Consider the following 24,167-nt stretch of genomic DNA (forward strand, 5'->3'; position numbering starts at 1 on the left):
ATTCTTTCGGCAGTGCGCATCCCGGTGATGAGTGTTACTTCGCTTTGAGAAGCTAACTATTTTTGGCACACCCCACACCGGCCTCAGCGCCGGACGAACGAGGGGGAAGGAACCTTCGTGACCGATACCACCGAACTCTCCGCGCCCGCAGCGGCGCCTGCTTCGAGCTCCAGCGGCACCTCCAAGGGCAGCCTGAGCACGATGAAGCTGGATGAGCTCAAGCAGCTCGCGGTGACCATGGGCATCAGCGGCACTTCCAAGATGCGCAAGAGCGATGTGCTCTCCGCGATCCGTGAGCGCGGGGGCGAGAACAAGTCCGCTGCTCCCGACAGTGCGCAGAGCACTCCGCGCCGGTCGCGCCGGGCGGCCTCCGCTCCGGCCGGCCCCGCTGAGAGCGCCGCGCCCCAGACCGTTCCGGCCGACAGCAAACCGGCCGACAGCAAGCCTGCTGACGACAAGCCTGCCGACTCCAAGCCCGCAGATTCCAGGCCCGCAGATTCCAGGCCCGCAGATTCCAGGCCCGCCGACAACGCTGCCGACAAGCCGGCGGAGCCGGCCGACCAGCAGCGCAACGAGCGCGACGGCCAGCGGGCCGACAACGGCGACAAGCGTGGCGACCACAACCGTGCCGACAGCGGCGACAGCGACCGCGGCAACCGAGGCAACAACCGTCAGGGCGACCAGCAGCAGGGCGGCAACAACCGCCAGGGGGACCAGCAGCAGGGCGGTAACGACCGCGGCAACTCCGGTGACCGCACCGACCGCGGCAACGACCGCAACGACCGTGGCAACCGCCAGGGTGGCAACACTGACCGCGGCGACCGCAACAACGACGGCGACCGCCAGGGCGGCAACAACCGTCAGGGTGGCAACCGCCAAGGTGGCAACACTGACCGCGGCAACCGCAACAACGACCGCGGCGACCGGTGGAACGACGACGACGGTGGCAACCGCAACCGTCGACGCCAGCGTGGCCGCGACCGCAAGCGCGGCCGTGGCCGCGGTGCCGACGACTTCGGTGACGTGGACACGCAGGTGCGCGAGGACGACGTCCTGGTCCCCGTGGCCGGCATCGTCGACGTGCTCGACAACTACGCGTTCGTCCGCACGAGCGGTTACCTCGCGGGTCCCAACGACGTCTACGTGCCGATGGGCATGGTCAAGAAGAACGGCATGCGCAAGGGTGACGCCGTCACCGGTGCGATCCGTGCGCTGCGCGAGGGCGAGCAGCTGCCGGCCCGCCAGAAGTTCAACGCTCTGGTCCGCCTGGACACCGTCAACGGTATGACGCCCGAGCAGGCCAAGCAGCGTGTCGAGTTCGGCAAGCTGACCCCGCTCTACCCGCAGGAGCGGTTGCGCCTCGAGGACGACCCGAAGCACCTGACCAACCGCGTCATCGACCTGGTCGCACCGATCGGCAAGGGCCAGCGTGGCCTGATCGTGGCCCCGTCGAAGTCCGGTAAGACCATGGTCATGCAGGCGATCGCCAACGCGATCACCACCAACAACCCCGAGTGCCACCTGATGGTCGTGCTCGTCGACGAGCGTCCCGAGGAAGTCACCGACTTCCAGCGTTCGGTCAAGGGTGAGGTCATCTCCTCGACCTTCGACCGTCCCGCGACGGACCACACCGAGGTCGCCGAGCTCGCCATCGCGCGTGCCAAGCGACTTGTGGAGCTGGGTCAGGACGTCGTGGTGCTGCTGGACGGCATCACCCGCCTGGGCCGCGCCTACAACCTGGCCGCCCCGGCCAGCGGTCGCATCATGTCCGGTGGTGTCGACTCGGCTGCGCTCTACCCGCCGAAGAAGTTCTTCGGTGCCGCCCGCAACATCGAGAACGGCGGCTCGCTGACCATCCTGGCGACCGCGCTGATCGAGTCCGGCTCGCGCATGGACGAGGTCATCTTCGAGGAGTTCAAGGGCACCGGCAACTGGGAGCTGCGCCTGTCGCGTCAGCTCGCGGAGCGTCGCATCTACCCGGCCGTCGACGTCAACCAGAGCAGCACCCGCCGCGAGGAGATCCTGCTCGGCGGCGACGAGCTGAAGATCATGTGGAAGCTGCGTCGCGTGCTGGCCGCGCTCGACTCGCAGCAGAGCATCGAGGTGCTGTTGGACCGGTTGAAGAAGACCGCGTCCAACACCGAGTTCCTGATGCAGGTCCAGCAGACCAGCTCGATCAAGCTCGACGACGAGGACTGAGCCTTTTCGCTCCACCCCTCGCACGACAGCGACGGCCCCGCACGAGCAAGCTCGTGCGGGGCCGTCGCTGTCGTGGTCGTCGTTCCGCGGGCGTCCGCTTGTCGTGCGGTCGGGTCATCGTGGCCCGTTGCGATAGCCCACCTGTCGTTCCGTCGTCTGTTCGAGGGGCGCTTTCGTCATACGGCCACCATGCCGAGTGACGGCTTCCTCGGCGAGTGACGGCCGTATCGGACCGTCATCCGGCGAGAGAGCCGTCCTTCGGCAAGGGGTTGGCCGAGTGTGAACGAGCCTCTGGCCGGACGAATCAACTCAACTCGACGTCGTCGGCCATCACGTACATCACGCGGTGCCCGAAGTAGACCAGGTAGTACTTCGTCGTCCCGACGATGTCGATGTGGTCGCCGGCGGTCGTGACGTCATACGTCTTGGCCTTGTAGTAGTCGGTCGGCACGTCCTGGTCCGCGATGACGTACTCCTGGCCGGCGGCCCAGGTGTAGCTGAACGGTGAGATCGCCTGCACGTCGTCGGGATTGCTGTATGCCGAAGCCTCCGGGTAGGCACGGCCGTAGACCTGGATGTCCCTGCCGTCCTTCGGCACCGCCTTGACGCCCTTCTTCAGCAGCCGCGCGGTCGGCGCCGCGGCCGGGTTCTGGAACCACGCCTTCTGACCGAGATACCAGATCGCGGTCCAGTCGCCATACACACCGGCGACCACGAAATCGGTGCCGGTGTTGGCCCGCGCTCCGACGTCGTCGGGCTTGGTGGTCGCGGGCGAGCCGTCCGGCTTCATACCGATGTCGTTGACCAGCGGTGCGCCCTCGTCGGGCTGCAGGTGCAGGGCGACGAAGTTGGTCGCCGCCTGCGGTCCGTCGACCACACAGATGGGCGGGTTGTTGGTGTCGCAGCCGGTGATGATCTGCTCGTTGCCGTCGAAGCCGGGCAGGATCCGGATGACGTCGCCGACGTCGAGCTTCCTCTTGATGCCGGTGCCGCGGGTGAGCGGCGCCTTGAGCAGCTCGAAGTAGTGCTCCCAGTCCCAGAAGGGACCCGGGTCCCAGTGCATCGACTTGATGCCCGCCGTCGTGGTCGCCGGCACCTGGTCGTGACCGATGATGTGCGCGCGGTCGAGCGGGATCTTGTATTCCTGGGCGAGATAGCGGATCAGTCGCGCCGACTTGCGGTACATCGGCTCGGAGAACCACGTCGGCCCGGAGACCGCGAAGCCCTCATGTTCGACGCCGATGGAGTGCGAGTTGACGTACCAGTTGCCCGCGTGCCAGCCCACGTCCGCGGCCTCGAGGTGCTGGGCGATCAGGCCGTCGCTGGAGCGCACCGAGTAGTTCCAGGCCAGGTAGGTCGGGTCCTGCACCAGCTTCAGGCTGCCCGCGTAGTAGCCCTCCATGTCGTGGATGACGATCGTGTTGAGCGCGGGGGACACCGGGCGGCGCGCGAGGTCGTGGTTGCCGTAGTCGGTGGGGTCCTCGCTGAGTTGCTCGTACGGCGCCGGCACCCAGTCGACCGGGAGACCCTTCGGGGCGTCGATCGGGTATGGCGCAGGCTTGGCCGTCTTGGCGGCGGTCTCGACCCGGCGGGTGAGGACAGCGCGCTGGGAGGTGACGCTGCCGACCTTGCCGGCTTTGAGCTCCAGGCGCACGCCGGAGGCCTTCTTGGCGACACCGGAGCGCAGGTCGGCGATCACGTCGTCGGCGAAGCCGCGCTGGCTGGCGGCCGTGGTGAATCCGCTGCTCGCGGCGATCGCTTCGTACCAGGTGGCGGGGTCGGTGTGCGTGCCGACCGCGTGGCCGAGGGTGCGCTGGGCGTTCGCGAGGACTGCGGCGGCGCCCGTGATGTTGGCGGCCGGGTCGGTGCGCAGGATGTCCTCGGACAGGCCGGACAGCTTCGCGGCGCGACCGAGGGTGTCGATGACGCCGGCCGTGCTCGTCCCCTTGCCGGCGGCCGCGTCGCGCTGTGCCTGCGCGGCGGTTCCGTCGACCAGGTGCATCGGGCCGTAGCCGAGGCTGGTGCTCGGTGCGCCGGCGTGGTCCTCCCAACGAGTCTGGCCGTAGGAGATCGCTGCGAGCACGGCGGCGGGGACGCCATACTTCGTGGCCGCAGCGGTGAACTGATCGTGTTGATCGACCGCGAGGGCCGGAGCGGCCGTCGCAGCGGTCACGCCGGCGGCGACCGGCACCGCGACCGCGGCGACCAGGAAATTTCGTCGGGACATCGGCTTCGTCATGGTGGCTCCGTGATCATCAGGGGCGATCGGCCCGGGATGAGCCGACTGTTTCACCCTGTCATGACAGCGCGCGTAAATGGTTTCCAAAGCTCGGCGAGTTCGCGCGTGCGGCCGACCGGGCACAGGAAGGCCCGGTCGAGCGGACTCGACCGGGCCTTCCTGTCACTCGCGAGGAGTTGTCGCCAAGGACTCAGCTCAGCTCGACGTCGTCCGCCTGGACGTACATCACGCGGTGCCCGAAGTAGACCAGGTAGTACTTGGTCTTACCGACGATGTCGATGTGGTCGTTCGGTGTGTTGATGTCGTAGAACCATGCCTTGTAGTAGTCGGTCGGCACGTCGGTGTCCGCGACGACATACTCCTGGTCGGCGCCCCACACGTAGGTGTATGGCGAAACGCCCGCATCCCAGTCGGGATCGGGGTATGCCGACGACTCGGGGTAGGCACGTCCGTAGACCTGGATCGCCTCGCCGCCCTTCGGCTTCGCCTTCACGCCGCTCTTCAGCAGGCGCGCGGTCGGACTGCCGGCCGGGTTGAGGAACCAGACCTTGTTGCCGAGGTACCAGATCGCCGTCCAGTCACCGTCGACGTCCGCCACGACGTAGTCCTCGCCCGCGGCCGCGCGAGCGCCGACGTCCGCCGGACCGGAGCCGGACGGCCCGCCACCCGGGTGCAGGCCGATGTCCTGCGCGAGCGGCGAGTCGGCTTCGGGTTGCTGGTGCAGCGTGACGAAATTGGTGCCGGGTTGCGGACCGTCGACCACGCAGATCGGCGGGTTGTTGGTGTCGCAGCCGGTGACGACCTGCTCGTTGCCGTCGAAGCCGGGCAGGATCCGGATCATGTCACCGGCCGAGAACCGGTTGATGCCCTTGGTGCCGCGCGTCAGCGGCGCGCCGAGCAGCTCGAAGTAGTGCTCCCAGTCCCAGAAGGGGCCCGGGTCCCAGTGCATCGACTTGATGCCGTTCATCGTCGTCGCCGGCACCTGGTCGTGGCCGATGATGTGCGCGCGGTCGACCGGGATCTGGTACTTCTTGCACAGGTAGGCGATCAGGCGTGCCGACTTGCGGTACATCGCCTCCGTGAACCACGTCGGCCCGGCGGTCGCGTAACCCTCGTGCTCGACGCCGATGGAGTGCGCGTTGACGTACCAGTTGCCCGCGTGCCAGCCGACGTCCTTGGCCTCGAGGTGCTGCGCGATCATCCCGTCGTCGGACCGCACGGTGTAGTTCCAGGCCAGGTAGGTCGGCATCTGCACCAGCTTCAGCGCCTCGTCATACGAGCACTCGGTGTCGTGGATGACGATGGTGTTGAGGGCGGGGGAGACCGGCCGGTTGCCGAGGTCGTGGTTGCCGTAGTTGCCCGGGTCCGAGCTCAATTGCTCGTATGGCGCCTCCACCCACTCAACCGGTAGGCCCTTTGGGGCGTCGATCTTGCCCGACGTGGCCTGATCGGCGGCGGCCAACCGCTTGCTGAGGACAGCGCGCTGCGAGGTGACGCTGCCGACCTTGCCGGCCTTGAGCTCCAGGCGGACACCCGACGCCTGCTTGGCGACGCCAGAGCGCAAGTCGCTGATCACGTCGTCGGCGAAGCCGCGCTGGCTGGCAACGGCGGAGAAGCCGCTGGTCGATGCGATCGCGACGTACCAGGTGGCGGGGTCCGTGTGTGCGCCCGTCGCGTGACCGGCCGTGCGCTGTGCCGCGGCCAGCACGGCGGCGGCGCCCATGATGTTGGCGGCCGGGTCGGTGCGCAGCGTGTCCTTGGACAGGCCGGTCAGCGTCGCCGCATGACCGAGGGTGTCGATGACTGTCGCCGCCCGCTTGCCCGCCGCGGCGTCCCGCTGAGCCTGTGCCGCGGCGCCGTCGATCAGATGCATCGGGCCGTAGCCGAGGCTGGTGCTCGGGGCGCCGGCGTGGTCCTCCCAGCGGGTCTGGCCGTAGGAGACAGCCGCGAGGACAGCCGCGGGAACGCCGTATTTGGTTGAGGCCGCGGTGAATTGGTCATGCTGATCCACAGCAAGGGCAGGCCCCGCGGTGGCGACTGTGGCGACCGGCACGGCGAGTGCGGCCACCAGGAAATTACGTCGGGAAAGTGGATGAGTCATCGTGTCTCCGTGATCATCAGGGGGAACTGTCGGCCCAGGGGAGAGCTGACTCTTTCACCTTGGCACGGTCTCGCGTGTAAATGGTTTCCGGAGAGCGCTCAATTTCGGGGTGGTCCGGCGGCGACCCTGCGGCGCAGCTCGTCCACCGTCTTGGGCGTGTCCGGTAGGTCCCACCACGACTCGATCCACCAGGTCGCCCCGGCCGCCTCCCAGGCCGCAGGGTCGCCCTCGAGATCGACGAAACCGCGGTAGGAGTCGGCCTCGATCACGACGTCGTAGGGTCGGTCTGCCAGGCCGTCCGTCGCGCGGAAATCACGCACGCGCCGGACGATCTCGGCGAACGACTCCGGCGTGATGTCGGCCGGCTCACCCGCGCGGACCACTGCCGGGAAGATGCCGTCATACCGTGCGGCGCGAGCGAGTGACGGCTGGCGTTCGCGGCCGGCGACCAGAGCCCCAACGACCCATATCGGCGGGTGCGGGCGTTGCACCGGCGGTGGGGGCGCGAGCTCGGTGACCGGCCTGGCGCTGAAATGCGTGCCGTCATAACTGAACGGCTGCCCGGCCAACAGCCCGGTGAGTATGTCGAGTCCCTCGTCCAGCTTCTGGGCACGGATCTTGCGGCCCTCGTCCGGCTCGAAGGACAACCAGTTGGCGTTGGGTGCGCCGAGTCCGACGCCAAGGAGCACTCGGCCGTCGGAGAGGCGGTCGACGCTGCCCACCCGTGCTGCGAGGTCCCACGGTCGGTAGCGCGGCAGCGGTGTGAGCAGCGTGCCCAGTCGGATGCGCTCGGTCGATACCGCGGCGGCCGCCAGCGTCGCCCAGGCGTCGTGCCGGTAGACCGCCTCCCAGCTGAACACGGCGTCCCACCCGTGCTCCTCGCCCAGCTGCGCCAGCTCGACGAACTCCAGCTCGGTCGTGAAGGGGACGACATACGCGAACTTCATCCTCGGCAAGCTAGTGCTGTCCACCGACACCCGGTTGATCCACATTGCGGCCCGGGCCCGACACCACCCTCACCCGAATGACGGCTTCTTCGCCGAGTGACGGCGCGATGGGACCGTCGCTCGGCGAGAGAGCCGTCACTCGCGGCGGTTGCGCACGGAATATGTCGGGAACGGTTCTCGTTTGGACTGTTGGTCTGCCAGCTGGCAGAATCAACGGTTGGTCCGCCGGTTCACGCTCCGCATCCGCGACAGCGACCCGGAGGGCGCAAGATCGCGAGGAGATTCCATGAAGAAGGACATTCACCCGTCCTACAACGAGACCCAGGTGACGTGCACGTGTGGCGCCACCTTCACCACGCGCAGCACCGCAGAGGGCGGCTCCATCTCCGCCGACGTGTGCTCGCAGTGCCACCCCTTCTACACCGGTAAGCAGAAGATTCTGGACACCGGTGGTCGTGTTGCTCGCTTCCAGGAGCGCTACGGCAAGAAGACCGCGGCCAAGTAGCTTTTTCGACGCCGGTCCTGACCCATTGCGGTCAGGGCCGGCGTTTGCGTTGTCAGACCATTCACCGCACCAGGTTCCGGAAGGCACCCCATGATCGAGTCAGCAGCAGCCGTCGCCGAGGAATACGCCGACCTCGAGCGGCAGCTGGCCGATCCGGCCGTGCACGCCGATCCGAAGGCGCTGCGCCGGCTCAACAAGAGGTATGCCGCCCTCGCGCCCACCGTGGCGGCGTACCGAGCCTGGACCGCGGCGCGTGACGACCTGGCCGCGGCGCGCGAACTCGCCGACGAGGATGCCGCGTTCGCCGAGGAGATCCCCGCTCTGGAGGAGACGGTCAGCGCGACCGAGGACAAGCTGCGCAAACTCTTGCTGCCCCGGGACGAGGACGACGACCGGGACGTCATACTCGAGGTGAAGGCGGGCGCCGGTGGCGCCGAATCCGCCTTGTTCGCAGCCGATCTCGTCCGCATGTACCTCCGGTATGCCGAGCACTCCGGGTGGCGTGCGGAGATCACCGACGGCACCGAGTCCGACCTCGGGGGCTACACCGACGTGCGACTGACCATCCGCGCCAAGGGCCAACCGGAGCCCGGGCAGGCGCCGTGGGCGAAGCTGAAGTACGAAGGTGGCGTGCACCGGGTGCAGCGGGTGCCCGTCACCGAGAGCCAGGGGCGGATCCACACCTCCGCAGCCGGTGTCATGGTGATGCCCGACCTCGACGAGGGTGACGACGACGAGATCGTCTTCGGCCCCAACGACCTGAAGATCGACGTCTACCGGTCGTCCGGCCCTGGCGGCCAGTCGGTCAACACGACCGACTCGGCGGTCCGGATCACCCACCTGCCGACGGGACTTGTCGTCTCATGCCAGAACGAGAAGTCGCAGCTGCAGAACAAGGAAGCCGCGCTGCGGGTGCTGAAGGCACGGTTGCGGCAGATCGCGCAGGAGGAGCGGGAGGCCGAGGCGTCGGCCGCCCGGCGCTCGCAGGTGCGCACGGTGGACCGCAGCGAGCGGATCCGCACCTACAACTTCCCGGAGAACCGCATTGCCGACCACCGCACCGGCTACAAGGCGCACAACCTGGATGCCGTCCTCGATGGCGATCTCGGCGCGGTCATCCAGTCGGCGATCGACGCCGACGACGCGGCCCGGATGGCGGCCGTCGCCGAAGGGTCCCGCACATCGTGAGCCACGCATGACCGAGGTCCGCGCGCTGCTCGCGTCCGCGACAGAGCGGCTGACCAGGGCAGAGGTTCCCAGCGCCGCCAACGACGCGCAGCTGCTGCTGGCGCACGCCTGGGACATCTCCGTCGGTGAGCTGCAACGTCGCCGGTTGCTCGGCGACGAACCGCCGGAGCCGGTGGAACGCCGCCTCGTCGATCTCCTCGAGCAACGCGCGATGCGCGTGCCCCTGCAACACCTCACCGGTATGGCGCCCTTCCGCGGCATCGAACTACGTGTAGGGCCAGGGGTTTTCGTGCCACGACCGGAGACCGAGCTGCTGGTGGACCTGGTGCTGGCGGAGGTCGGCGACCGGCCCGAGGCGCAGGTCGTCGACCTGTGCACCGGCTCCGGCGCCATCGCGCTCGCGATCAAGCACGAGGCGCCCTCGGCGACGGTGGACGCCGTCGAGCTGGACCCGATGGCGCACGCCTGGGCGGCCCGCAACGCGGAGTTGCTCGGCCTCGACGTGCAGGTGCTGCAGGGTCCGGCCGAGTCGGCGTTGCCCGGCCGGGAAGGCACGCTGGACGTGGTCGTGAGCAACCCGCCATACATTCCGGTCGGGATGGTGCCGATCGACCCCGAGGTGCGCGACCACGACCCCGAGGTTGCCCTGTACGGCGGCAGCGAGGACGGCCTGCGGATCCCGCTCGACGTCGCGCGCCGGGCGCACGCGCTGCTGCAACCTGGTGGTCTGCTGGTGATGGAACACGCTGACAGTCAAGGGAACTCGCTCCCGGCAGCGCTGGATCACGCCGGCTGGTCGCACGTGGTGGATCACCTGGATCTGGCAGGCCGCCCCCGCGCGGTGACCGCGCGCCGGCCAGGCTGATCGAGTAGCGACGAAGGAGCGTATCGAGATCCGGCGCACGTCCCGCGCGGTCGTAACCTTGCAGCATGACCGGACGCTGGGGTGTGTGGGCAATGCTTCTCGGGGCGATCGTGCTGGAGGTCGGAGCGACGCTCAGCCTGCGGGCGTCGGACGGCTTCAAACAGCTCGTCTGGCTGATCCCGATCGTGATCGGCTACGGCGGATCGTTCGTGTTGCTCGCGCAGGTGCTGAAGCAGGGTATGCCGGTAGGCATCGCCTACGGCATCTGGTCGGCGATCGGCGTGGCACTGACCGCGCTGCTCGGCAAGGCGATCTTCAGTGACCCGCTCACCGCGAAGATGGGCCTGGGCATCCTGCTGGTGATCGGTGGCGTGGTCCTGCTGGAGAGCGAATCGGCCCACTGACGCGCGCTTTTCGAATCTTGTCGAGACCGAGCGGTCATTCAACCGTTGTCGACGATGGTCACGCCGGCCAACTCGACGACGATGTCCTGAGCCTGCTGACCGGTGATGATCGCGCCCTTCAGCGCGTGCAGCCGGTCTAGGTCGCACGGTCCGAGCGCCGCACCACGCAGGTCGGCTCCGTCGAGCTTCGCGTCATACAGATCGGCATGGCTCAGCTCGCACCCGTCCAGCACAGAAGAGCGCAGGTCGGCGCCACGCAGCACCGCCTCGGTGAAGCGACACCCCGTCAGGTCCGTGTGCGAGATGACCGCACCGATCAGGTTGGCAGCAAAGAGATTCGAGCGCTGCATGGTGAATCCGAGACCGCGCGTGTGCGGTAGCGAAGCACCCATCAGGCGACACCCGGTGAAGCTCGCGCCGCCCAGGGACGCGCCGTCCAGCCGGACCTCGTCGAGCACGCAGTCGACGAACGCCACTTCGGTCAGGTCCGCGTCGCGCAGGTCAGATCCGCGCAGGTCACAGCGGATCAGCGACACCGCATCGGTCGTGGTCGCCAGCGCGGTGAGGAGATCACGCCCGTCATACGTCTCGTCGATCAGCTCCATGCGGGGAGTCTGACACCACCACCCGACGCAGCCCCCTCCGCCGAGAGGACACGCTATGACCGAGAGGACATGCGATACCCGCCTCACCAGCCACTTCCGTCACAGATCGCCTGTCCCGTCGACGAAAGGCTGTCCTCTCGGCGAAGGGAGTAAACGGTTTGCGGTGACCGAAGCGAGTCCGTTGGATGGCTGGCATGGTGCAGATCAGGCAGCTCACGGCGGAGGATCCGGCGTTCGAGGCGTGGCACGCCGGGATCCGGGCAGCGCACCGGGCCGGTCGTGAGTCGTCGTGGTGGGAGTCACCGGAGTCCACCCGCGTCTACCTGGGTCGGAAATCAACACGGTTCGCACGCATGGCGATCGGCGCCTTCGACGGTGCCACTTGCGTCGGCGGCGCCGAACTAGCCATGCCGCTGCAGCACGACATCGAGACGATCTCGGTCGAACTCGGAGTCCCTCCCCTGCATCGCGGCCGTGGAGTCGGCACGTCCCTCGCGGCATACGTGGAAAACATTGCGGCACAACACGATCGGACGGTCCTGCAGGCGGAACTGCACGTGCCCGCCGGGATGACGGTCGGCGACACCGACGGCGGACGCTTCGCGTCGGCACGCGGCATGCGCTCGGTCAGCGCAGAGGACCGGTTCCTGCTCGAGCTGCCCGTCGACGGTGAGCGGGTCGCCAAGCTGCGCGCCGTCGAGGACGGTTATCGCATCACGTCCTTCGTGGACCGGGTGCCGGACGCGTATGTCGTCGAGTGGGCACGCATGCAGACGCACATGAACCAGGACGTGCCGATGGGGGAGCTTACCCACACACCGCAGCAGGTCGACGTCACGCGGATCCGTGATGCCGAGCGCACGTTCGCCGAGCAGGGTTGGACGCGACTGCGCTCGCTGGCACTCACCCCGGACGGATCGGGTGCGGGATACACCGAGATGTTCGTGTCGCGGTATGACGACGAGTTCGTCATACAGGACGACACGTTCGTGGACCGGTCGCATCGCGGCCATCGTCTCGGGGCGCGGCTGAAGCTGGCCAACCTCGACAATCTTGACGCGCTGCGCGCGCGGACGGGCGCCGGCCGGCGCTGGGTGCAGACCTACACCGAGCAGCACAACACCGCGATGCAGCACACCAACGATGCCTTCGGCTTTCGTCGTGTCGACGTGCTGCACGAGCTCGAGGGTCCTGTCGGCGGGCGTGGGTAACTTCACTCCATGGCTATCGCACGCACACCCACCCTGGTGATCGACTGTCACGACCCCGGACAGCTGGCGACGTTCTACGGCACGTTGCTCGACTTCGCCGTGAAGATCGACGACGACAACAGCTGGGCCGAGATCTACACGGAGAGCTGGCCACCGATCAACTTCCAGCAGGTGGCCGACTACCACCCGCCGCAGTGGCCGGGGCAGGAGCATCCGCAGCAGATGCACCTCGACGTCGAGGTCGACGATCTCGACACGGCGGAGGGGCAGACCCTCGAGCTCGGTGCGACCAAGCACGAGGTGCAGCCCAATCCGTCGTCGTTCCGCGTCTTCCTCGATCCGGCCGGGCACCCGTTCTGCCTCTGCATCGCCTGATCTCCGGTCGTTGCGGCGCGCAGCGGCGGATGCACGAGACACGTCCGCTGCGCCCCGGGGGCATCTGACAGACTTGCGCGAGTGAGCCCAGTCTTCGATTGCAACGTCCCCGAGTCACGCGACGAAGGCATCAGCACAGCAGCCGAGGCGATCTTCCGTGGCGAGTGTGTGGTCGTGCCGACCGACACCGTCTATGGCCTCGCCGCAGACGCCTTCAACCCGACCGCCGTCGCGCAGTTGTTGGAGGCCAAGGGCCGCGGTCGCGACATGCCGCCGCCGGTGCTCATCCCGTCCCGGCAGACCGTCGACGGCCTCGCGATGTCCGTGCCGTCATACGCCGGGCGGCTGATGGACGCCTTCTGGCCCGGCGGCCTCACCCTCGTCTTCCGCGCCCAGCAGTCGCTCGCCTGGGACCTCGGCGACACCAACGGCACGGTCGGACTGCGTATGCCGGACGACGAGATCGCGCTCGCGCTACTGGAGAGCACCGGCCCGCTCGCGGTGAGCTCCGCCAACCGCACCGGCAAGCCGTCCGCGACGACCGTGACCGAGGCCGGTTTCATGCTCGGGCACTACGTCGACATCTACCTCGACGGCGGCGAGCGGGCCGGTGGCGTGCCCTCCACGATCCTGGACTGCACCAAGGCCGACCCGGTCGTCCTGCGCGAGGGCTCCGTCAGCAACGAGGAGTTGCAGAAGGTGCTCGGTGACGTGGAGTTGATCACCGGCCGCGCTATCAACTCACCCGTTGAACCGACCGACGAGGCCGGCACCGAGGACGAGACCGACTCATCCGACGCGTCGCCGGTCGACCTCGCCAAGCCAGCCGAGCCCGACACCGAGCCGGACACGGAGCCGGACACGGAGCCGGACTCCGAGCCGGACTCCGAGCCGGACTCCGAGCCGGACTCCGAGCCGGACACGGAGCCGGACCGCGCAGCGGCGGATCCCGTTGCGCCGGACGAGATCCACTCCTCCGCCGATGCACCCGACCAGCCGCCGACGCTGGGCGATCAGTGGCGCGAGACTTCCCCCGAAGACGACAAGTGACGACGAATAAGGTGTCCGACATGACCACGCCCTTCTACGGTTCCGACTTCGACGCCCTGCAGCAGTTCGACCCCGACATCGCCGGTGTCCTGATCTCCGAACTCGATCGCATCCGCGGCGGCCTGCAGCTGATCGCCAGTGAAAACATGTCCAGCCCCGCGGTCATCACCGCGCTGGGCTCGACGCTGACCAACAAATACGCCGAGGGTTACCCGGGCCGTCGCTACTACGGCGGTTGCTCCGAGGTCGACAAGGCCGAGACCCTCGCGATCGAGCGCTGCAAGTCGCTCTTCGACGCCGACCACGCCAATGTCCAGCCGCACTCCGGCGCCAGTGCCAACCAGGCGGTCTACGGCGCGTTCATGAAGCCCGGCGAGACCATCCTGTCGATGGCACTGCCGATGGGCGGCCACCTCACGCACGGCACCAAGGTCAGCTTCTCCGGCAAGTGGTTCAACGCCGTCAACTACGGCGTCGACAAGGAGACCGAGGACATCGACTACGCCGAGGTCGAGCGTCTCGCCAAGGAGCACAAGCCGAAGATCATCCTGGCCGGCGGCTCCGCCATTCCGCGGCTGATCGACTTCGAGTTCTTCCGCAAGCTGGCCGACGAGATCGGCGCGATCTTCTGGGTCGACGCCGCACACTTCATCGGACTGGTCGCCGGCAAAGCGATCCCCAGCCCGGTCCCGTATGCCGACGTCGTGTCCTTCACCACGCACAAGGTGCTGCGAGGACCGCGTGCCGGCGCGATCGTCTGCAAGGAGGAGCACGCCAAGGCGATCGACAAGGCGGTCTTCCCGATGATGCAGGGCGGCCCACAGATGCACTCCATCGCCGCCAAGGCGGTCAACTTCAAGGAGTGCGCGACGCCGGAGTATGCCGACTACGCCAAGCAGGTCATCGCCAACGCACAGCAGTTGGCGACCTCGCTGGGAGAACACGGCATACGACCGACGACCGGCGGCACCGACACCCACCTGTCGCTGCACGACCTGCAGGGCATCGGTGTCACCGGCGCGGACGCGGAGAAGCGCGCCGACGCCGCGGGCATCGTGCTCAACAAGAACGCCATACCTTTCGACCCGGCGAAGCCCAACATCGCCTCGGGCATCCGCGTCGGGGCACCGTGCGTCACGACGCAGGGTATGGGCACCGACGAGATGAAGCAGATCGCGGACCTGATCCACACCGCGATCACCGAGGGTGACGGCACTCCGGAGCATGCCGCCGCGAAGAAGGTGCGTGCCCAGGTCACGGAGCTTGTCGAGCGGTTCCCGGCGTACCCTCGCTGAGTCAGCTCTGCCCCGCGGTCTCGATACGTTCCTCGCACTACTCGACCCGCAAGACTCGACCAGCACATCCACAACCCGAAGGACCTCGCTCCGCCGTGAAGTTCGTTCAGTGCAGGCAACGGAGCATGAGCCTCCGTGCGTGAATATCTGCTCATCGCGATCGTCGCGGCGGCGATCACCTTCATCACCACTCCCGGCATCCGCTGGGCTGCAGTCCGCTGGAACGCCGTCACGCCGGTGCGTGGCCGGGACGTGCACACCGTCCCTATCCCACGCCTCGGCGGGGTGGCGCTGCTGCTCGGCTTCGCCGCGGCCATCCTGGTCGCCAAGCAACTGCCCTATCTGGGCACCAAGATCGACTATTCGTCGGTGCTCTGGGTCCTGGCGGCCGCGGCGATCGTGACCGCGCTCGGCGCCATCGACGACCTGCGCGAGCTGGACCCGCTGACCAAGGTGGCCGGCACGATCGTCGCGGCGCTGGTGATGTCGGTCTTCGGGGGAGTGCAATTGCTGTTCCTGCCGATCCTCGGCACCCAGACCTACTTCCCGCAGTCGGTGCTGTTCGGCCTCACCGTGCTGGTGGTGCTGGCCACGACCCAGGCGGTCAACTTCGCCGACGGGCTTGACGGTCTGGCCGCCGGCACGACGGCCATCGCGGCAACGGCGTTCTTCATCTGGAGCTACGCGACCCGGCAGAACTACGACTACGGCGTCTTCACGCTCGCGACCTTCATCTCGGCGGCCGTCGTCGGCTGCTGTATCGGCTTCCTGCCGCACAACTTCCACCCGGCCAAGCTCTTCATGGGCGACGCCGGGTCGTTGTTGCTCGGTCTGCTGCTGTCGGCCGCGCTCATCTCGTTCACCGGCAACTTCGATCCGGGCAGCAGCAACGGCTCGGCCGTCGCGATCCTGCTGCCGATCGCGTTGCCGGTGCTGGTCCTGGCGTTGCCGGTGCTGGACGTGCTGCTCGCGTTCGTACGACGCGGTGGGAAGTTCTGGCACCCGGACAAGAAGCATCTGCACCACCGGCTGATGCGGATGGGCCATCCGCACCGGCAGGCTGTGTTGCTGCTCTACCTGTGGTCGGCGTCGGTGTCCGGGGGAGTGCTGCTCTTCAACTTCCTGTCGACCCCCATCGCGACCGCCGTGCTGGCCGGCCTCATCGCCCTGTGCCTGGTGCTGACCCTCGGGCTGCCGCGGCTGGCCCGTCACTGAGTCGCCGCGGGCGCCATACGGTTGCGGTCGAACGCCTCTGGACCTCTGCAGTCATGTTCGGATTTCCCTCTGCCAGGGAGCTTGTGATAACTTTCACAAGCAGGACGACGAGGTGATAACAGCCTCGAATGCCTACTGTGCGACGCCCCTTCGACGCCCACGAACCAGGCAGATTGGTACGAGCCCATGACGGACTCCCGACCGGAACCGGCCCCGGATCCTCCGGCCGTTCCGTTCGCGACGATGCTGCGATCCGGCATCGTGGCCAACGCCATCTGTCTGCCCGTGCTGGCCATCGTCTTCTGGGCGATCAACGGACCCAAGGGTGGCGGTAGCGCCGCGATCGGCGTCCTGGTCGCCCTTGTCTTCTTCGCCGGCGGGCTCGGCATTCTGCAGCACGTCCCGGACGACAACACGATGATGCTGATGACCAGTGCCCTCGCGGTCTACCTTGGACAGGTCATCTTTCTCGGCGTCATCATCCTGCTGTTCTCCGAGCGGGACTGGATCGATGGCTGGGCATTCGGTCTCTCCGTCCTGGTGACCGCGCTCGTGTGGCAGGTGGCCCAAGTGGCCGCTTACCTGCGTGCGCCCAAGGCGGTCTACTCCGAGCTGGCCACCGACACCGCCGAGGGGAGCACCCGATGAGTGGAGTCCGTATGTCGCAACAGCACGACGACGCACCGCGCCCCGTAGAGCCGAAGAAGCCGACCGAGCCCTCGAAGTACGCCCAGTCCGGAGGGCTCTTCGGCACCTTCCTGGCGAGCTCGTCGGACTGGAAGACCGAGCGTCCCGGCATGACCGAGTCGGTCGGGGTGAGTGCGCTGAGTTATCTGCTGAGCGGACCGGTAGTATTCGCCTTGATCGGCTACGGATTGGACCGCTGGCTGCACACCGGCTTCCTGGTCCCGATCGGCCTCCTCGCGGGGATGGCCCTGTCGATCTACCTGATCTGGTTTCGGTACGGTGCGGAATGACAGCCACGATTCAGCTGTCGGTGCGCGTTGCCGTCGGGCGACATACGTCACCCAGTGAACCCAGCATCAGACCAGAGTTCCTGACCAACCTGAAAGAAGACTGAGGAGCGCCTGTGAGCTTTAGCCCACTAGCTGCGGTGAAGACGGAATCGTTCGAGCCGCCGAACCCGCAGGAGTTCTACCAGCGGTTCTTCGGCCACGGCGACTGGTCGTTCACCCGCCCGATGGTGCTCTTCCTGGTCGTCGGGGTCGTCGTGTGCACCTTCCTCGTGATGACGACCCGCAAGGCGGCCATCGTTCCGAGCAAGGGCCAGTGGCTCACCGAGCAGGTCTACGCACCGATCCGCAACGGCATCGCCCAGGACATCATCGGCACCAAGGAGTTCCTCAAGTACGTGCCGCTGCTCTTCGCGGTGTTCTGCACCCTGCTGCTGAGCAACCTGATGAGCGTCATCCCGTTCTTCCAGTTCCCGCCCACGGGCCGCGTCGCGTTCCCGATCGCGCTGACCCTCTTCGTCTACGTCATCTACCAGGCGATCGCGTTCAAGCGCAAGGGTGTCGTCGGCTACCTGAAGAGCCTGATCCCGCCCGGCCTGCCGATGTGGATCCGCCCGATGATCCTGGTGCTGGAGATCATCACCTACTTCATCACCCGCCCGGTCACGCTGGCACTGCGACTCTTCGGCAACATGTTCGCCGGCCACATGCTGCTGCTGCTGTTCATCACCGGTGGTGAGTTCATGCTGCTGCACCAGGACGGCTTCCAGTACAAGATCTTCGGCATCGGGTCGTTCCTGATGGCGGTGCTGATGACGCTGTTCGAGATCCTGATCGAGTTCCTGCAGGCCTACATCTTCACCCTGCTCGCGGCGACCTACATCGCCGACTCGATCGCCACGGAGCACTGAGCGCCGATTGCGCGCACAGCTCCTCAGCTACTTACAACCGAATACAGCACCACCCACCAACTTCTGACCGGTCCCGCCGGTCGGAGCAATGAAAGACAAACTCAGAAAGAGAGACCATCGTGCAAGGCAACATTGCGATTCTCGGCTACGGCCTCTCCGCTATCGGCCCCGGTGTCGGTATCGGTCTGATCTTCGCCGCCTACATCAACGGCGTTGCTCGCCAGCCCGAGGCTCGCGGCATGCTGCAGTCGATCGCCATCCTCGGCTTCGCGCTCGCCGAAGCGCTCGCCATCTTCGGTCTGGTCCTCGCGTTCGTCTTCAAGTGACAGACCGCGTCACCACACCGATCGCCATCAGCCCAGTCTCTTAGGAGAGAGTCATGCACAGTGTCGCCGTAGCGGGGCTCGCCGCCTCCAGCGACCACGACGTCGCGGAGAGGGCTCCGATCCTCCCGCAGTGGTCGGAGTTGATCTTCGGACTCGTCGTGTTCGCCGGGATTCTGTTCGTCATCTGGAAGTACGTCGTTCCGAAGCTGGAGCAGGCGTACCAGGAGCGGACGGCCGCCATCGAAGGCGGTATGGAGCAGGCCGCCGAGGTCCAGAAGCAGGCGGAGGAGGCCAAGTCGCAGTACGAGGCCCAGCTCGCCGACGCTCGTGCCGAAGCAGCCCGCATTCGCGAGGAGGCTCGGACCCAGGGCACGCAGATCGTCAGCGAGATGCGCGCCCAGGCAAACGCCGAGTCCGAGCGCATCATCGAGAGCGCGCACAAGCAGACCGAGGCCGAGCGTCAGCAGGCCCAGGTCGAGCTGCGCAGCCACGTCGGGCGGCTGTCGACCGACCTGGCCGGCAAGATCGTCGGCGAATCGCTGCAGGACGAGACCCGCCAGCGCGGCATCGTCGAGCGCTTCCTCGCCGACCTCGAGTCCGGTGACGTGAAGCCGGAGAAGGTCGGCACGACGCCGAGCGAGGGTGCCTGATGCAGGGCGCTTCGCGCGGATCGCTGCTGGCCGTTCGGCAGGAGCTGAGCTCGCTGCTGGGGTCGGGCTCGGACGCGAACTCGATCGGTGACGAACTGTTCGCGATCGCAGAGGTGCTCGGGTCCAGTGCCGGGCTGCGGCGAGCGCTGACCGACCCGACGGCCGAGGCGTCCGCGAAGGAAACTCTCGCGGACCGGCTGTTCGGCGGCAAGGTCGGCGACGCGGCGCAGCAGGTGCTGCGCAAGGCGGTCGGCCAGCGTTGGGCCGGTGAGCGTGACCTCGGTGACGCGCTGGAACAGCTCGGTGTCGAAGCCACGCTGACGTCGGCAGAGCGTGCCGGACGTCTCGACAACGTCGAGGACGAGCTCTTTCGCTTCGAGCGCACGATCGCCGGAGACGCCGGTCTGCGGGACGCGTTCGGTGACCGCCGACGCTCCGGCAAGGACAAGGCAGACCTGGTCGGCACGTTGCTCGATGGGAAGGCCGCCGCGGAGACGACTCGCCTGGCTCGCCAGGCAGCCGCCAACCCCGGTGGTCGTCGGGTCGAGCGGGTGCTGGAGTCGTATGTCGCAGTCGCCGCGCAGCTGCGCGACCGGCTCGCCGCGACCGTGACCTCGGCAGTGGAGCTCGGCGAGGCCGACCGGTCCCGTCTGGGCCAGTCACTGGCTCGCGTCTACGGCCGTCCGGTCCAGCTCAACGTCATCGTCGACCCGAACATCGTCGGAGGCCTGCGGGTGCAGGTCGGCGACGAGGTCATCGACGGCACGATCGCAACCCGACTGGAGGACGCCCGCCGCACCATGGCGGGCTGACCCTCGCAAGAGACCTTCCGGCACATGACGCCGGAGCAAGAACTGAACGGGCCGTCGGCGGTCCGCCCACGTGGAGGAGAAACAACATGACGGAGCTTTCGATCCGTCCGGACGAGATCCGGGAAGCACTGGACGGCTACGTCCGGTCGTACGAGCCGGGTGCCGCCAGCCGTGAGGAAGTCGGCACCGTCGTGGATGCTGCTGACGGCATCGCGCACGTCGAGGGCCTGCCCTCGGCGATGACCAACGAGCTGCTGGAGTTCGAGGACGGCACCCTGGGCATCGCGCTGAACCTCGACGTCCACGACATCGGCGTCGTCGTGCTGGGCGACTTCGGTGGCATTGAGGAGGGCCAGCAGGTCAAGCGCACCGGCGAGGTGCTCTCCGTGCCGGTCGGCGACGCCTTCCTCGGCCGCGTGGTGGACCCGCTCGGCCACCCGATCGACGGACTCGGCGACATCAAGACCGAGACCCGCCGTGAGCTGGAGCTCCAGGCTCCCAACGTCGTGTCCCGTAAGTCGGTCCACGAGCCGATGATGACCGGTATCAAGGCGATCGACTCGATGACCCCGATCGGCCGTGGCCAGCGTCAGCTGATCATCGGTGACCGCAAGACGGGCAAGACCACGATCGCCACCGACACGATCATCAACCAGAAGGCAAACTGGGAGACCGGCGACCCGAACAAGCAGGTCCGCTGCATCTACGTCGCCATCGGCCAGAAGAACTCCACCGTCGCCGAGGTCCGCCGCACCCTCGAAGAGGCCGGTGCGATGGAATACACCACCATCGTCAACGCGCCGGCCGGCGAGGCCGCGGGCTTCAAGTACCTCGCACCGTTCACCGGTTCGGCCATCGGTCAGCACTGGATGTATGACGGCAAGCACGTCCTGATCGTCTTCGACGACCTGACCAAGCAGGCCGAGGCCTACCGCGCCATGTCGCTGCTGCTGCGCCGCCCGCCGGGCCGTGAGGCATACCCGGGTGACGTGTTCTACCTGCACAGCCGGCTGCTCGAGCGTTGCGCGAAGCTCTCCGACGAGCTGGGCGCCGGCTCGATGACCGGTCTGCCGATCATCGAGACCAAGGCGGGCGACGTCTCGGCATACATTCCGACCAACGTCATCTCGATCACCGACGGTCAGATCTACCTGCAGGCCGACCTCTTCAACGCCAACCAGCGCCCGGCGGTCGACGTCGGTGTGTCGGTGTCGCGTGTCGGTGGTGCCGCCATGACCAAGGCGCTCAAGGCCGTCACCGGTTCGATCAAGGTCGACCTCGCCCAGTACCGCGAGATGCAGGCGTTCGCGATGTTCGCCTCCGACCTGGACGCTGCGTCCCGTCACCAGCTGGCACGTGGTGACCGTCTGATGTCGCTGTTCAAGCAGCCCCAGAACAGCCCCTACTCGCTGTCGTCGCAGGTTGCGTCGCTGTGGGCGGGCACGACCGGTCAGCTGGACGACGTGGCAGCCACCGACATCAACCGGTTCGAGGCCGAGTTCCTCGACCTGCTGCGTCGCGAGCACCAGGACACCCTCGACGCGATCGACGAGACCACCAAGCTGGACGACGGTGGCAAGCAGGTCTTCGAAGAGGCGATGAAGAAGCTGAAGTCGCAGTTCCAGGGCGGCCCGGACCACGGTGGCGAAGGCGCCGAGTCCCACGACGAGATCGCCCAGGACCAGATCGACCAGGCGAAGATCGTCAAGAACAAGAAGAGCTGACTCCTCGGCGGCTGACGTGAGGATCGGTATCTCACCCTCACGTCAGTCGCTGGAATCCGATGGCCGCCCCGCGGCCGACGGATGACCGACAACTTTCGAGAAGGAAGGGGACAACATGGGCGCGCAGATGCGGGTTTACCGTCAGCGCATCCGGTCTGTCCAGGCCACCAAGAAGATCACGCGTGCGATGGAACTCATCGCGGCATCGCGTGTGGTCAAGGCGCGCCAGCGGGTCGAGCAGTCGACGCCATACGCGATCGCGCTGACCCGTGCGTGCTCCGCCGTGGCGACGCACAGCAACACCGACCACGCCCTGACCACCGAGCGGGACGAGCCGAAGCGCGCCGCGGTGCTGATCTGCACCAGCGACCGCGGTCTGGCGGGTGCCTACTCGGTCAACGCCATCAAGAAGGCCGCCGAACTCATCGAGCGGCTTCAGGGCGAGGGCAAGGAGGTCGTCCCCTACCTGGTCGGGCGCAAGGCGGTCAGCTACTACAAGTTCCGTCGTCGCGAGTTCGCGCAGGAGTGGACCGGCTTCACCGACAGCCCCGATTTCGAGGTTGCCAAGGAGGTCGGCGACGTCCTGACCGAGCAGTTCGTCGACGGCAGCGCCGAAGGCGGAGTGGACGAGGTCCACATCGTCTACACGCGATTCGTCAGCATGGTGAACCAGGAGCCGCAGGTCGTGCGCCTGCTGCCGCTGGAAGTCGTCGAGGGCGAGGCCGATGCCGACGGCGACGGCGTGCCCGACGGTCCGCTGCCGCTGTACGAGTTCGAGCCCAGCGCCGACGACGTGCTCGACGCATTGCTGCCGAAGTACGTCAACGCCCGGATCTACAACGCGTTCCTGCAGGCATCCGCCTCCGAGCTCGCCGCGCGTCAGCGTGCGATGAAGTCGGCGACGGACAACGCCGAGGAACTCATCAAGACCTACACCCGCCTCGCCAACCAGGCGCGGCAGGCCGAGATCACCCAAGAGATCAGCGAGATCGTTGGTGGCGCCAGCGCTCTCGCGGACGCCTCCTGAAACGTCTGACGAGAAAGAGATAGCCAATGAGTGAGACCAACGTTCTCGACACGAAGGCGGAGGAGACCGCACCGGGCGCCGTGGGGCGTGTGGCACGGGTCATCGGTCCGGTCATCGACGTCGAGTTTCCCGCCGACGGTATGCCGGAGATCTTCAACCTGCTGACCCTCGAGGTCGACCTGTCCGCTCCGGGCGAGGAGACCGAAGGCAAGAAGCAGATCAAGCTCGAGGTCGAGCAGCACATCGGCGACAACATGGTTCGCGCCGTGTCGCTGCAGCCGACCGACGGCGTCGTCCGCGGCCAGGCCGTGCACGACACCGGCGGCCCCATCACGGTGCCGGTCGGCGACTCGACCCTGGGCAAGGTCTTCAACGCGACCGGTGAGTGCCTGAACCTCGAAGAGGGCGAGCAGCTCGAGGTCAACGAGCGTTGGGGCATCCACCGCAAGGCGCCGGCCTTCGACCAGCTGGAGTCCAAGACCCAGATGTTCGAGACCGGCATCAAGGTCATCGACCTGCTGACGCCATACGTGCAGGGCGGCAAGATCGGCCTGTTCGGTGGTGCCGGTGTCGGCAAGACCGTCCTCATCCAGGAAATGATCGCCCGTGTGGCACGTGACCACGGTGGTGTGTCGGTGTTCGCCGGTGTCGGTGAGCGCACCCGTGAGGGCAACGACCTGATGGTCGAGATGGAGGAGGCCGGCGTTCTCGGTCAGACCGCCCTCGTCTTCGGTCAGATGGACGAGCCGCCGGGCACGCGTCTGCGCGTCGCCCTGTCGGCGCTGACGATGGCGGAGTACTTCCGCGACGTCGCCAACCAGGACGTGCTGCTCTTCATCGACAACATCTTCCGTTTCACCCAGGCCGGTTCCGAGGTGTCCACGCTGCTCGGTCGTATGCCGAGTGCGGTGGGTTACCAGCCGACGCTGGCCGACGAGATGGGCGAGCTGCAGGAGCGGATCACCTCGACGCGTGGTCACTCGATCACCTCGATGCAGGCGATCTACGTCCCCGCAGACGACTACACCGACCCGGCGCCGGCGACGACGTTCGCGCACCTGGACGCCACGACCGAGTTGTCGCGTGACATCGCCTCGATGGGTATCTACCCGGCGGTGGACCCGCTCACCTCGACCTCGCGCATCCTGGACCCGCGCTACATCTCCACCGAGCACTACGACACCGCGGTGCGCGTGAAGCAGATCCTGCAGCGCAACAAGGAGCTGCAGGACATCATCGCGATCCTCGGCATCGACGAGCTCTCCGAAGAGGACAAGATCCTCGTCAACCGCGCTCGCCGGATCCAGCGCTTCCTGTCGCAGAACACCTACGTGGCCAAGCAGTTCACCGGCCTCGAGGGTTCGACCGTGCCGCTCGCCGACACGATCGAGGCGTTCAACAAGATCGCCGACGGCGAATACGACCAGACGCCCGAGCAGGCGTTCTTCATGTGCGGTGGCCTCGACGACGTCGAGAAGAAGGCCGCCGAGCTGGCCAAGGAAGACTGAATCACGAGTCGACCTGCGTCATACGAGCAGTAGCGA

General features: G+C 67.1%; 23 protein-coding genes. 19 read left to right on the forward strand and 4 right to left on the reverse strand.

Annotated elements, in window-relative coordinates; genetic code table 11:
* The first annotated feature begins 117 nt into the window (after positions 1-117).
* Positions 118-2,199, forward strand: a complete 2,082-nt coding sequence (gene rho / locus IEX71_RS00605) for a transcription termination factor Rho (RefSeq protein ID WP_188835049.1) — start codon at positions 118-120, stop codon at positions 2,197-2,199.
* 304 nt (positions 2,200-2,503) lie between these two features.
* On the opposite strand, the gene IEX71_RS00610 is transcribed toward rho, so the two are convergent.
* The 3 genes from IEX71_RS00610 to IEX71_RS00620 form a co-directional block, all read right to left on the reverse strand.
* On the reverse strand, positions 2,504-4,438 hold the full coding sequence (locus IEX71_RS00610) for an N-acetylmuramoyl-L-alanine amidase (protein WP_188835050.1): 1,935 nt from the start codon (positions 4,436-4,438) through the stop codon (positions 2,504-2,506).
* A 190-nt stretch (positions 4,439-4,628) separates the two neighbouring features.
* Positions 4,629-6,539 carry an N-acetylmuramoyl-L-alanine amidase gene (locus IEX71_RS00615; RefSeq protein ID WP_188835051.1) on the reverse strand — a complete coding sequence of 637 codons (1,911 nt, stop codon included), beginning with the start codon at positions 6,537-6,539 and terminating at the stop codon, positions 4,629-4,631.
* A gap of 98 nt (positions 6,540-6,637) precedes the next feature.
* Positions 6,638-7,486 carry an LLM class flavin-dependent oxidoreductase gene (locus IEX71_RS00620; RefSeq protein WP_188835052.1) on the reverse strand — a complete coding sequence of 283 codons (849 nt, stop codon included), beginning with the start codon at positions 7,484-7,486 and terminating at the stop codon, positions 6,638-6,640.
* Positions 7,487-7,772: 286 nt separating this feature from the next.
* On the opposite strand from IEX71_RS00620, the gene rpmE reads away from it, so the two are divergent.
* From rpmE to IEX71_RS00640, 4 genes are all read left to right on the forward strand, one after another.
* Positions 7,773-7,991 (forward strand): 50S ribosomal protein L31, encoded by a 219-nt coding sequence (gene rpmE, locus IEX71_RS00625; RefSeq protein WP_188835053.1) that lies wholly within the window; start codon positions 7,773-7,775, stop codon positions 7,989-7,991.
* A gap of 90 nt (positions 7,992-8,081) precedes the next feature.
* Positions 8,082-9,179, forward strand: coding sequence for a peptide chain release factor 1 (prfA, locus tag IEX71_RS00630; RefSeq protein WP_188835054.1), 1,098 nt, complete (start codon positions 8,082-8,084; stop codon positions 9,177-9,179).
* A gap of 7 nt (positions 9,180-9,186) precedes the next feature.
* On the forward strand, positions 9,187-10,044 hold the full coding sequence (prmC, locus tag IEX71_RS00635; RefSeq protein ID WP_188835055.1) for a peptide chain release factor N(5)-glutamine methyltransferase: 858 nt from the start codon (positions 9,187-9,189) through the stop codon (positions 10,042-10,044).
* 65 nt (positions 10,045-10,109) lie between these two features.
* Entirely contained in the window at positions 10,110-10,448 is a 339-nt protein-coding gene (locus IEX71_RS00640; RefSeq protein ID WP_188835056.1) for a DMT family transporter, read from the forward strand.
* A 38-nt stretch (positions 10,449-10,486) separates the two neighbouring features.
* Here IEX71_RS00640 and IEX71_RS00645 read toward each other — a convergent pair whose 3' ends face one another.
* Positions 10,487-11,053 carry a pentapeptide repeat-containing protein gene (locus IEX71_RS00645; protein WP_188835057.1) on the reverse strand — a complete coding sequence of 189 codons (567 nt, stop codon included), beginning with the start codon at positions 11,051-11,053 and terminating at the stop codon, positions 10,487-10,489.
* Between the two features lie 194 nt (positions 11,054-11,247).
* On the opposite strand from IEX71_RS00645, the gene IEX71_RS00650 reads away from it, so the two are divergent.
* From IEX71_RS00650 to atpD, 14 genes are all read left to right on the forward strand, one after another.
* Positions 11,248-12,264: a GNAT family N-acetyltransferase gene (locus IEX71_RS00650; RefSeq protein WP_188835058.1), complete on the forward strand. Its 1,017-nt coding sequence runs from the start codon at positions 11,248-11,250 to the stop codon at positions 12,262-12,264.
* 9 nt (positions 12,265-12,273) lie between these two features.
* On the forward strand, positions 12,274-12,639 hold the full coding sequence (locus IEX71_RS00655; RefSeq protein WP_188835059.1) for a VOC family protein: 366 nt from the start codon (positions 12,274-12,276) through the stop codon (positions 12,637-12,639).
* 81 nt (positions 12,640-12,720) lie between these two features.
* On the forward strand, positions 12,721-13,689 hold the full coding sequence (locus IEX71_RS00660; protein ID WP_188835060.1) for an L-threonylcarbamoyladenylate synthase: 969 nt from the start codon (positions 12,721-12,723) through the stop codon (positions 13,687-13,689).
* A 20-nt stretch (positions 13,690-13,709) separates the two neighbouring features.
* The gene (gene glyA / locus IEX71_RS00665; RefSeq protein WP_188835061.1) at positions 13,710-14,984 is read left to right on the forward strand and encodes a serine hydroxymethyltransferase; all 1,275 of its coding nucleotides are present in this window, start codon (positions 13,710-13,712) and stop codon (positions 14,982-14,984) included.
* 135 nt (positions 14,985-15,119) lie between these two features.
* Complete coding sequence (locus IEX71_RS00670; RefSeq protein ID WP_188835062.1) at positions 15,120-16,199, forward strand: glycosyltransferase family 4 protein; 1,080 nt, start codon at positions 15,120-15,122, stop codon at positions 16,197-16,199.
* Between the two features lie 186 nt (positions 16,200-16,385).
* A complete protein-coding gene (locus tag IEX71_RS00675) occupies positions 16,386-16,847 on the forward strand; it encodes a Cg1360 family ATP-synthase-associated protein (RefSeq protein WP_188835063.1) in 462 nt (153 codons plus the stop codon).
* A gap of 11 nt (positions 16,848-16,858) precedes the next feature.
* Complete coding sequence (locus IEX71_RS22325) at positions 16,859-17,176, forward strand: AtpZ/AtpI family protein (RefSeq protein WP_229749345.1); 318 nt, start codon at positions 16,859-16,861, stop codon at positions 17,174-17,176.
* A 137-nt stretch (positions 17,177-17,313) separates the two neighbouring features.
* Positions 17,314-18,084, forward strand: coding sequence for a F0F1 ATP synthase subunit A (gene atpB, locus IEX71_RS00685; RefSeq protein WP_229749346.1), 771 nt, complete (start codon positions 17,314-17,316; stop codon positions 18,082-18,084).
* Between the two features lie 119 nt (positions 18,085-18,203).
* Positions 18,204-18,410 (forward strand): ATP synthase F0 subunit C, encoded by a 207-nt coding sequence (atpE, locus tag IEX71_RS00690; RefSeq protein WP_188835065.1) that lies wholly within the window; start codon positions 18,204-18,206, stop codon positions 18,408-18,410.
* 53 nt (positions 18,411-18,463) lie between these two features.
* Positions 18,464-19,060, forward strand: coding sequence for a F0F1 ATP synthase subunit B (locus IEX71_RS00695; RefSeq protein ID WP_188835066.1), 597 nt, complete (start codon positions 18,464-18,466; stop codon positions 19,058-19,060).
* Positions 19,060-19,872, forward strand: a complete 813-nt coding sequence (locus IEX71_RS00700) for a F0F1 ATP synthase subunit delta (RefSeq protein WP_188835067.1) — start codon at positions 19,060-19,062, stop codon at positions 19,870-19,872. The genes IEX71_RS00695 and IEX71_RS00700 overlap by 1 nt, the downstream gene beginning before the upstream one ends.
* A gap of 86 nt (positions 19,873-19,958) precedes the next feature.
* On the forward strand, positions 19,959-21,596 hold the full coding sequence (atpA, locus tag IEX71_RS00705; protein ID WP_188835068.1) for a F0F1 ATP synthase subunit alpha: 1,638 nt from the start codon (positions 19,959-19,961) through the stop codon (positions 21,594-21,596).
* Between the two features lie 115 nt (positions 21,597-21,711).
* Complete coding sequence (locus tag IEX71_RS00710) at positions 21,712-22,623, forward strand: F0F1 ATP synthase subunit gamma (protein ID WP_188835069.1); 912 nt, start codon at positions 21,712-21,714, stop codon at positions 22,621-22,623.
* Between the two features lie 26 nt (positions 22,624-22,649).
* Entirely contained in the window at positions 22,650-24,131 is a 1,482-nt protein-coding gene (atpD, locus tag IEX71_RS00715) for a F0F1 ATP synthase subunit beta (protein ID WP_188835070.1), read from the forward strand.
* Positions 24,132-24,167: the final 36 nt, after the last annotated feature.

Source organism: Flexivirga endophytica, from assembly GCF_014640635.1.
GTDB classification, from domain to species: Bacteria; Actinomycetota; Actinomycetes; order Actinomycetales; family Dermatophilaceae; genus Flexivirga; species Flexivirga endophytica.

Coding starts and splice junctions, on each gene's coding strand:
- IEX71_RS00610 (WP_188835050.1), bottom strand. CDS start 4,438: ATGACGAAGCCGATGTCCCGACGAAATTTCCTGGTCGCCGCGGTCGCG.
- IEX71_RS00615 (WP_188835051.1), bottom strand. CDS start 6,539: ATGACTCATCCACTTTCCCGACGTAATTTCCTGGTGGCCGCACTCGCC.
- IEX71_RS00620 (WP_188835052.1), bottom strand. CDS start 7,486: ATGAAGTTCGCGTATGTCGTCCCCTTCACGACCGAGCTGGAGTTCGTC.
- rpmE (WP_188835053.1), top strand. CDS start 7,773: ATGAAGAAGGACATTCACCCGTCCTACAACGAGACCCAGGTGACGTGC.
- prfA (WP_188835054.1), top strand. CDS start 8,082: ATGATCGAGTCAGCAGCAGCCGTCGCCGAGGAATACGCCGACCTCGAG.
- prmC (WP_188835055.1), top strand. CDS start 9,187: ATGACCGAGGTCCGCGCGCTGCTCGCGTCCGCGACAGAGCGGCTGACC.
- IEX71_RS00640 (WP_188835056.1), top strand. CDS start 10,110: ATGACCGGACGCTGGGGTGTGTGGGCAATGCTTCTCGGGGCGATCGTG.
- IEX71_RS00645 (WP_188835057.1), bottom strand. CDS start 11,053: ATGGAGCTGATCGACGAGACGTATGACGGGCGTGATCTCCTCACCGCG.
- IEX71_RS00650 (WP_188835058.1), top strand. CDS start 11,248: ATGGTGCAGATCAGGCAGCTCACGGCGGAGGATCCGGCGTTCGAGGCG.
- IEX71_RS00655 (WP_188835059.1), top strand. CDS start 12,274: ATGGCTATCGCACGCACACCCACCCTGGTGATCGACTGTCACGACCCC.
- glyA (WP_188835061.1), top strand. CDS start 13,710: ATGACCACGCCCTTCTACGGTTCCGACTTCGACGCCCTGCAGCAGTTC.
- IEX71_RS00675 (WP_188835063.1), top strand. CDS start 16,386: ATGACGGACTCCCGACCGGAACCGGCCCCGGATCCTCCGGCCGTTCCG.
- IEX71_RS22325 (WP_229749345.1), top strand. CDS start 16,859: ATGTCGCAACAGCACGACGACGCACCGCGCCCCGTAGAGCCGAAGAAG.
- IEX71_RS00695 (WP_188835066.1), top strand. CDS start 18,464: ATGCACAGTGTCGCCGTAGCGGGGCTCGCCGCCTCCAGCGACCACGAC.
- IEX71_RS00700 (WP_188835067.1), top strand. CDS start 19,060: ATGCAGGGCGCTTCGCGCGGATCGCTGCTGGCCGTTCGGCAGGAGCTG.
- atpA (WP_188835068.1), top strand. CDS start 19,959: ATGACGGAGCTTTCGATCCGTCCGGACGAGATCCGGGAAGCACTGGAC.
- IEX71_RS00710 (WP_188835069.1), top strand. CDS start 21,712: ATGGGCGCGCAGATGCGGGTTTACCGTCAGCGCATCCGGTCTGTCCAG.
- atpD (WP_188835070.1), top strand. CDS start 22,650: ATGAGTGAGACCAACGTTCTCGACACGAAGGCGGAGGAGACCGCACCG.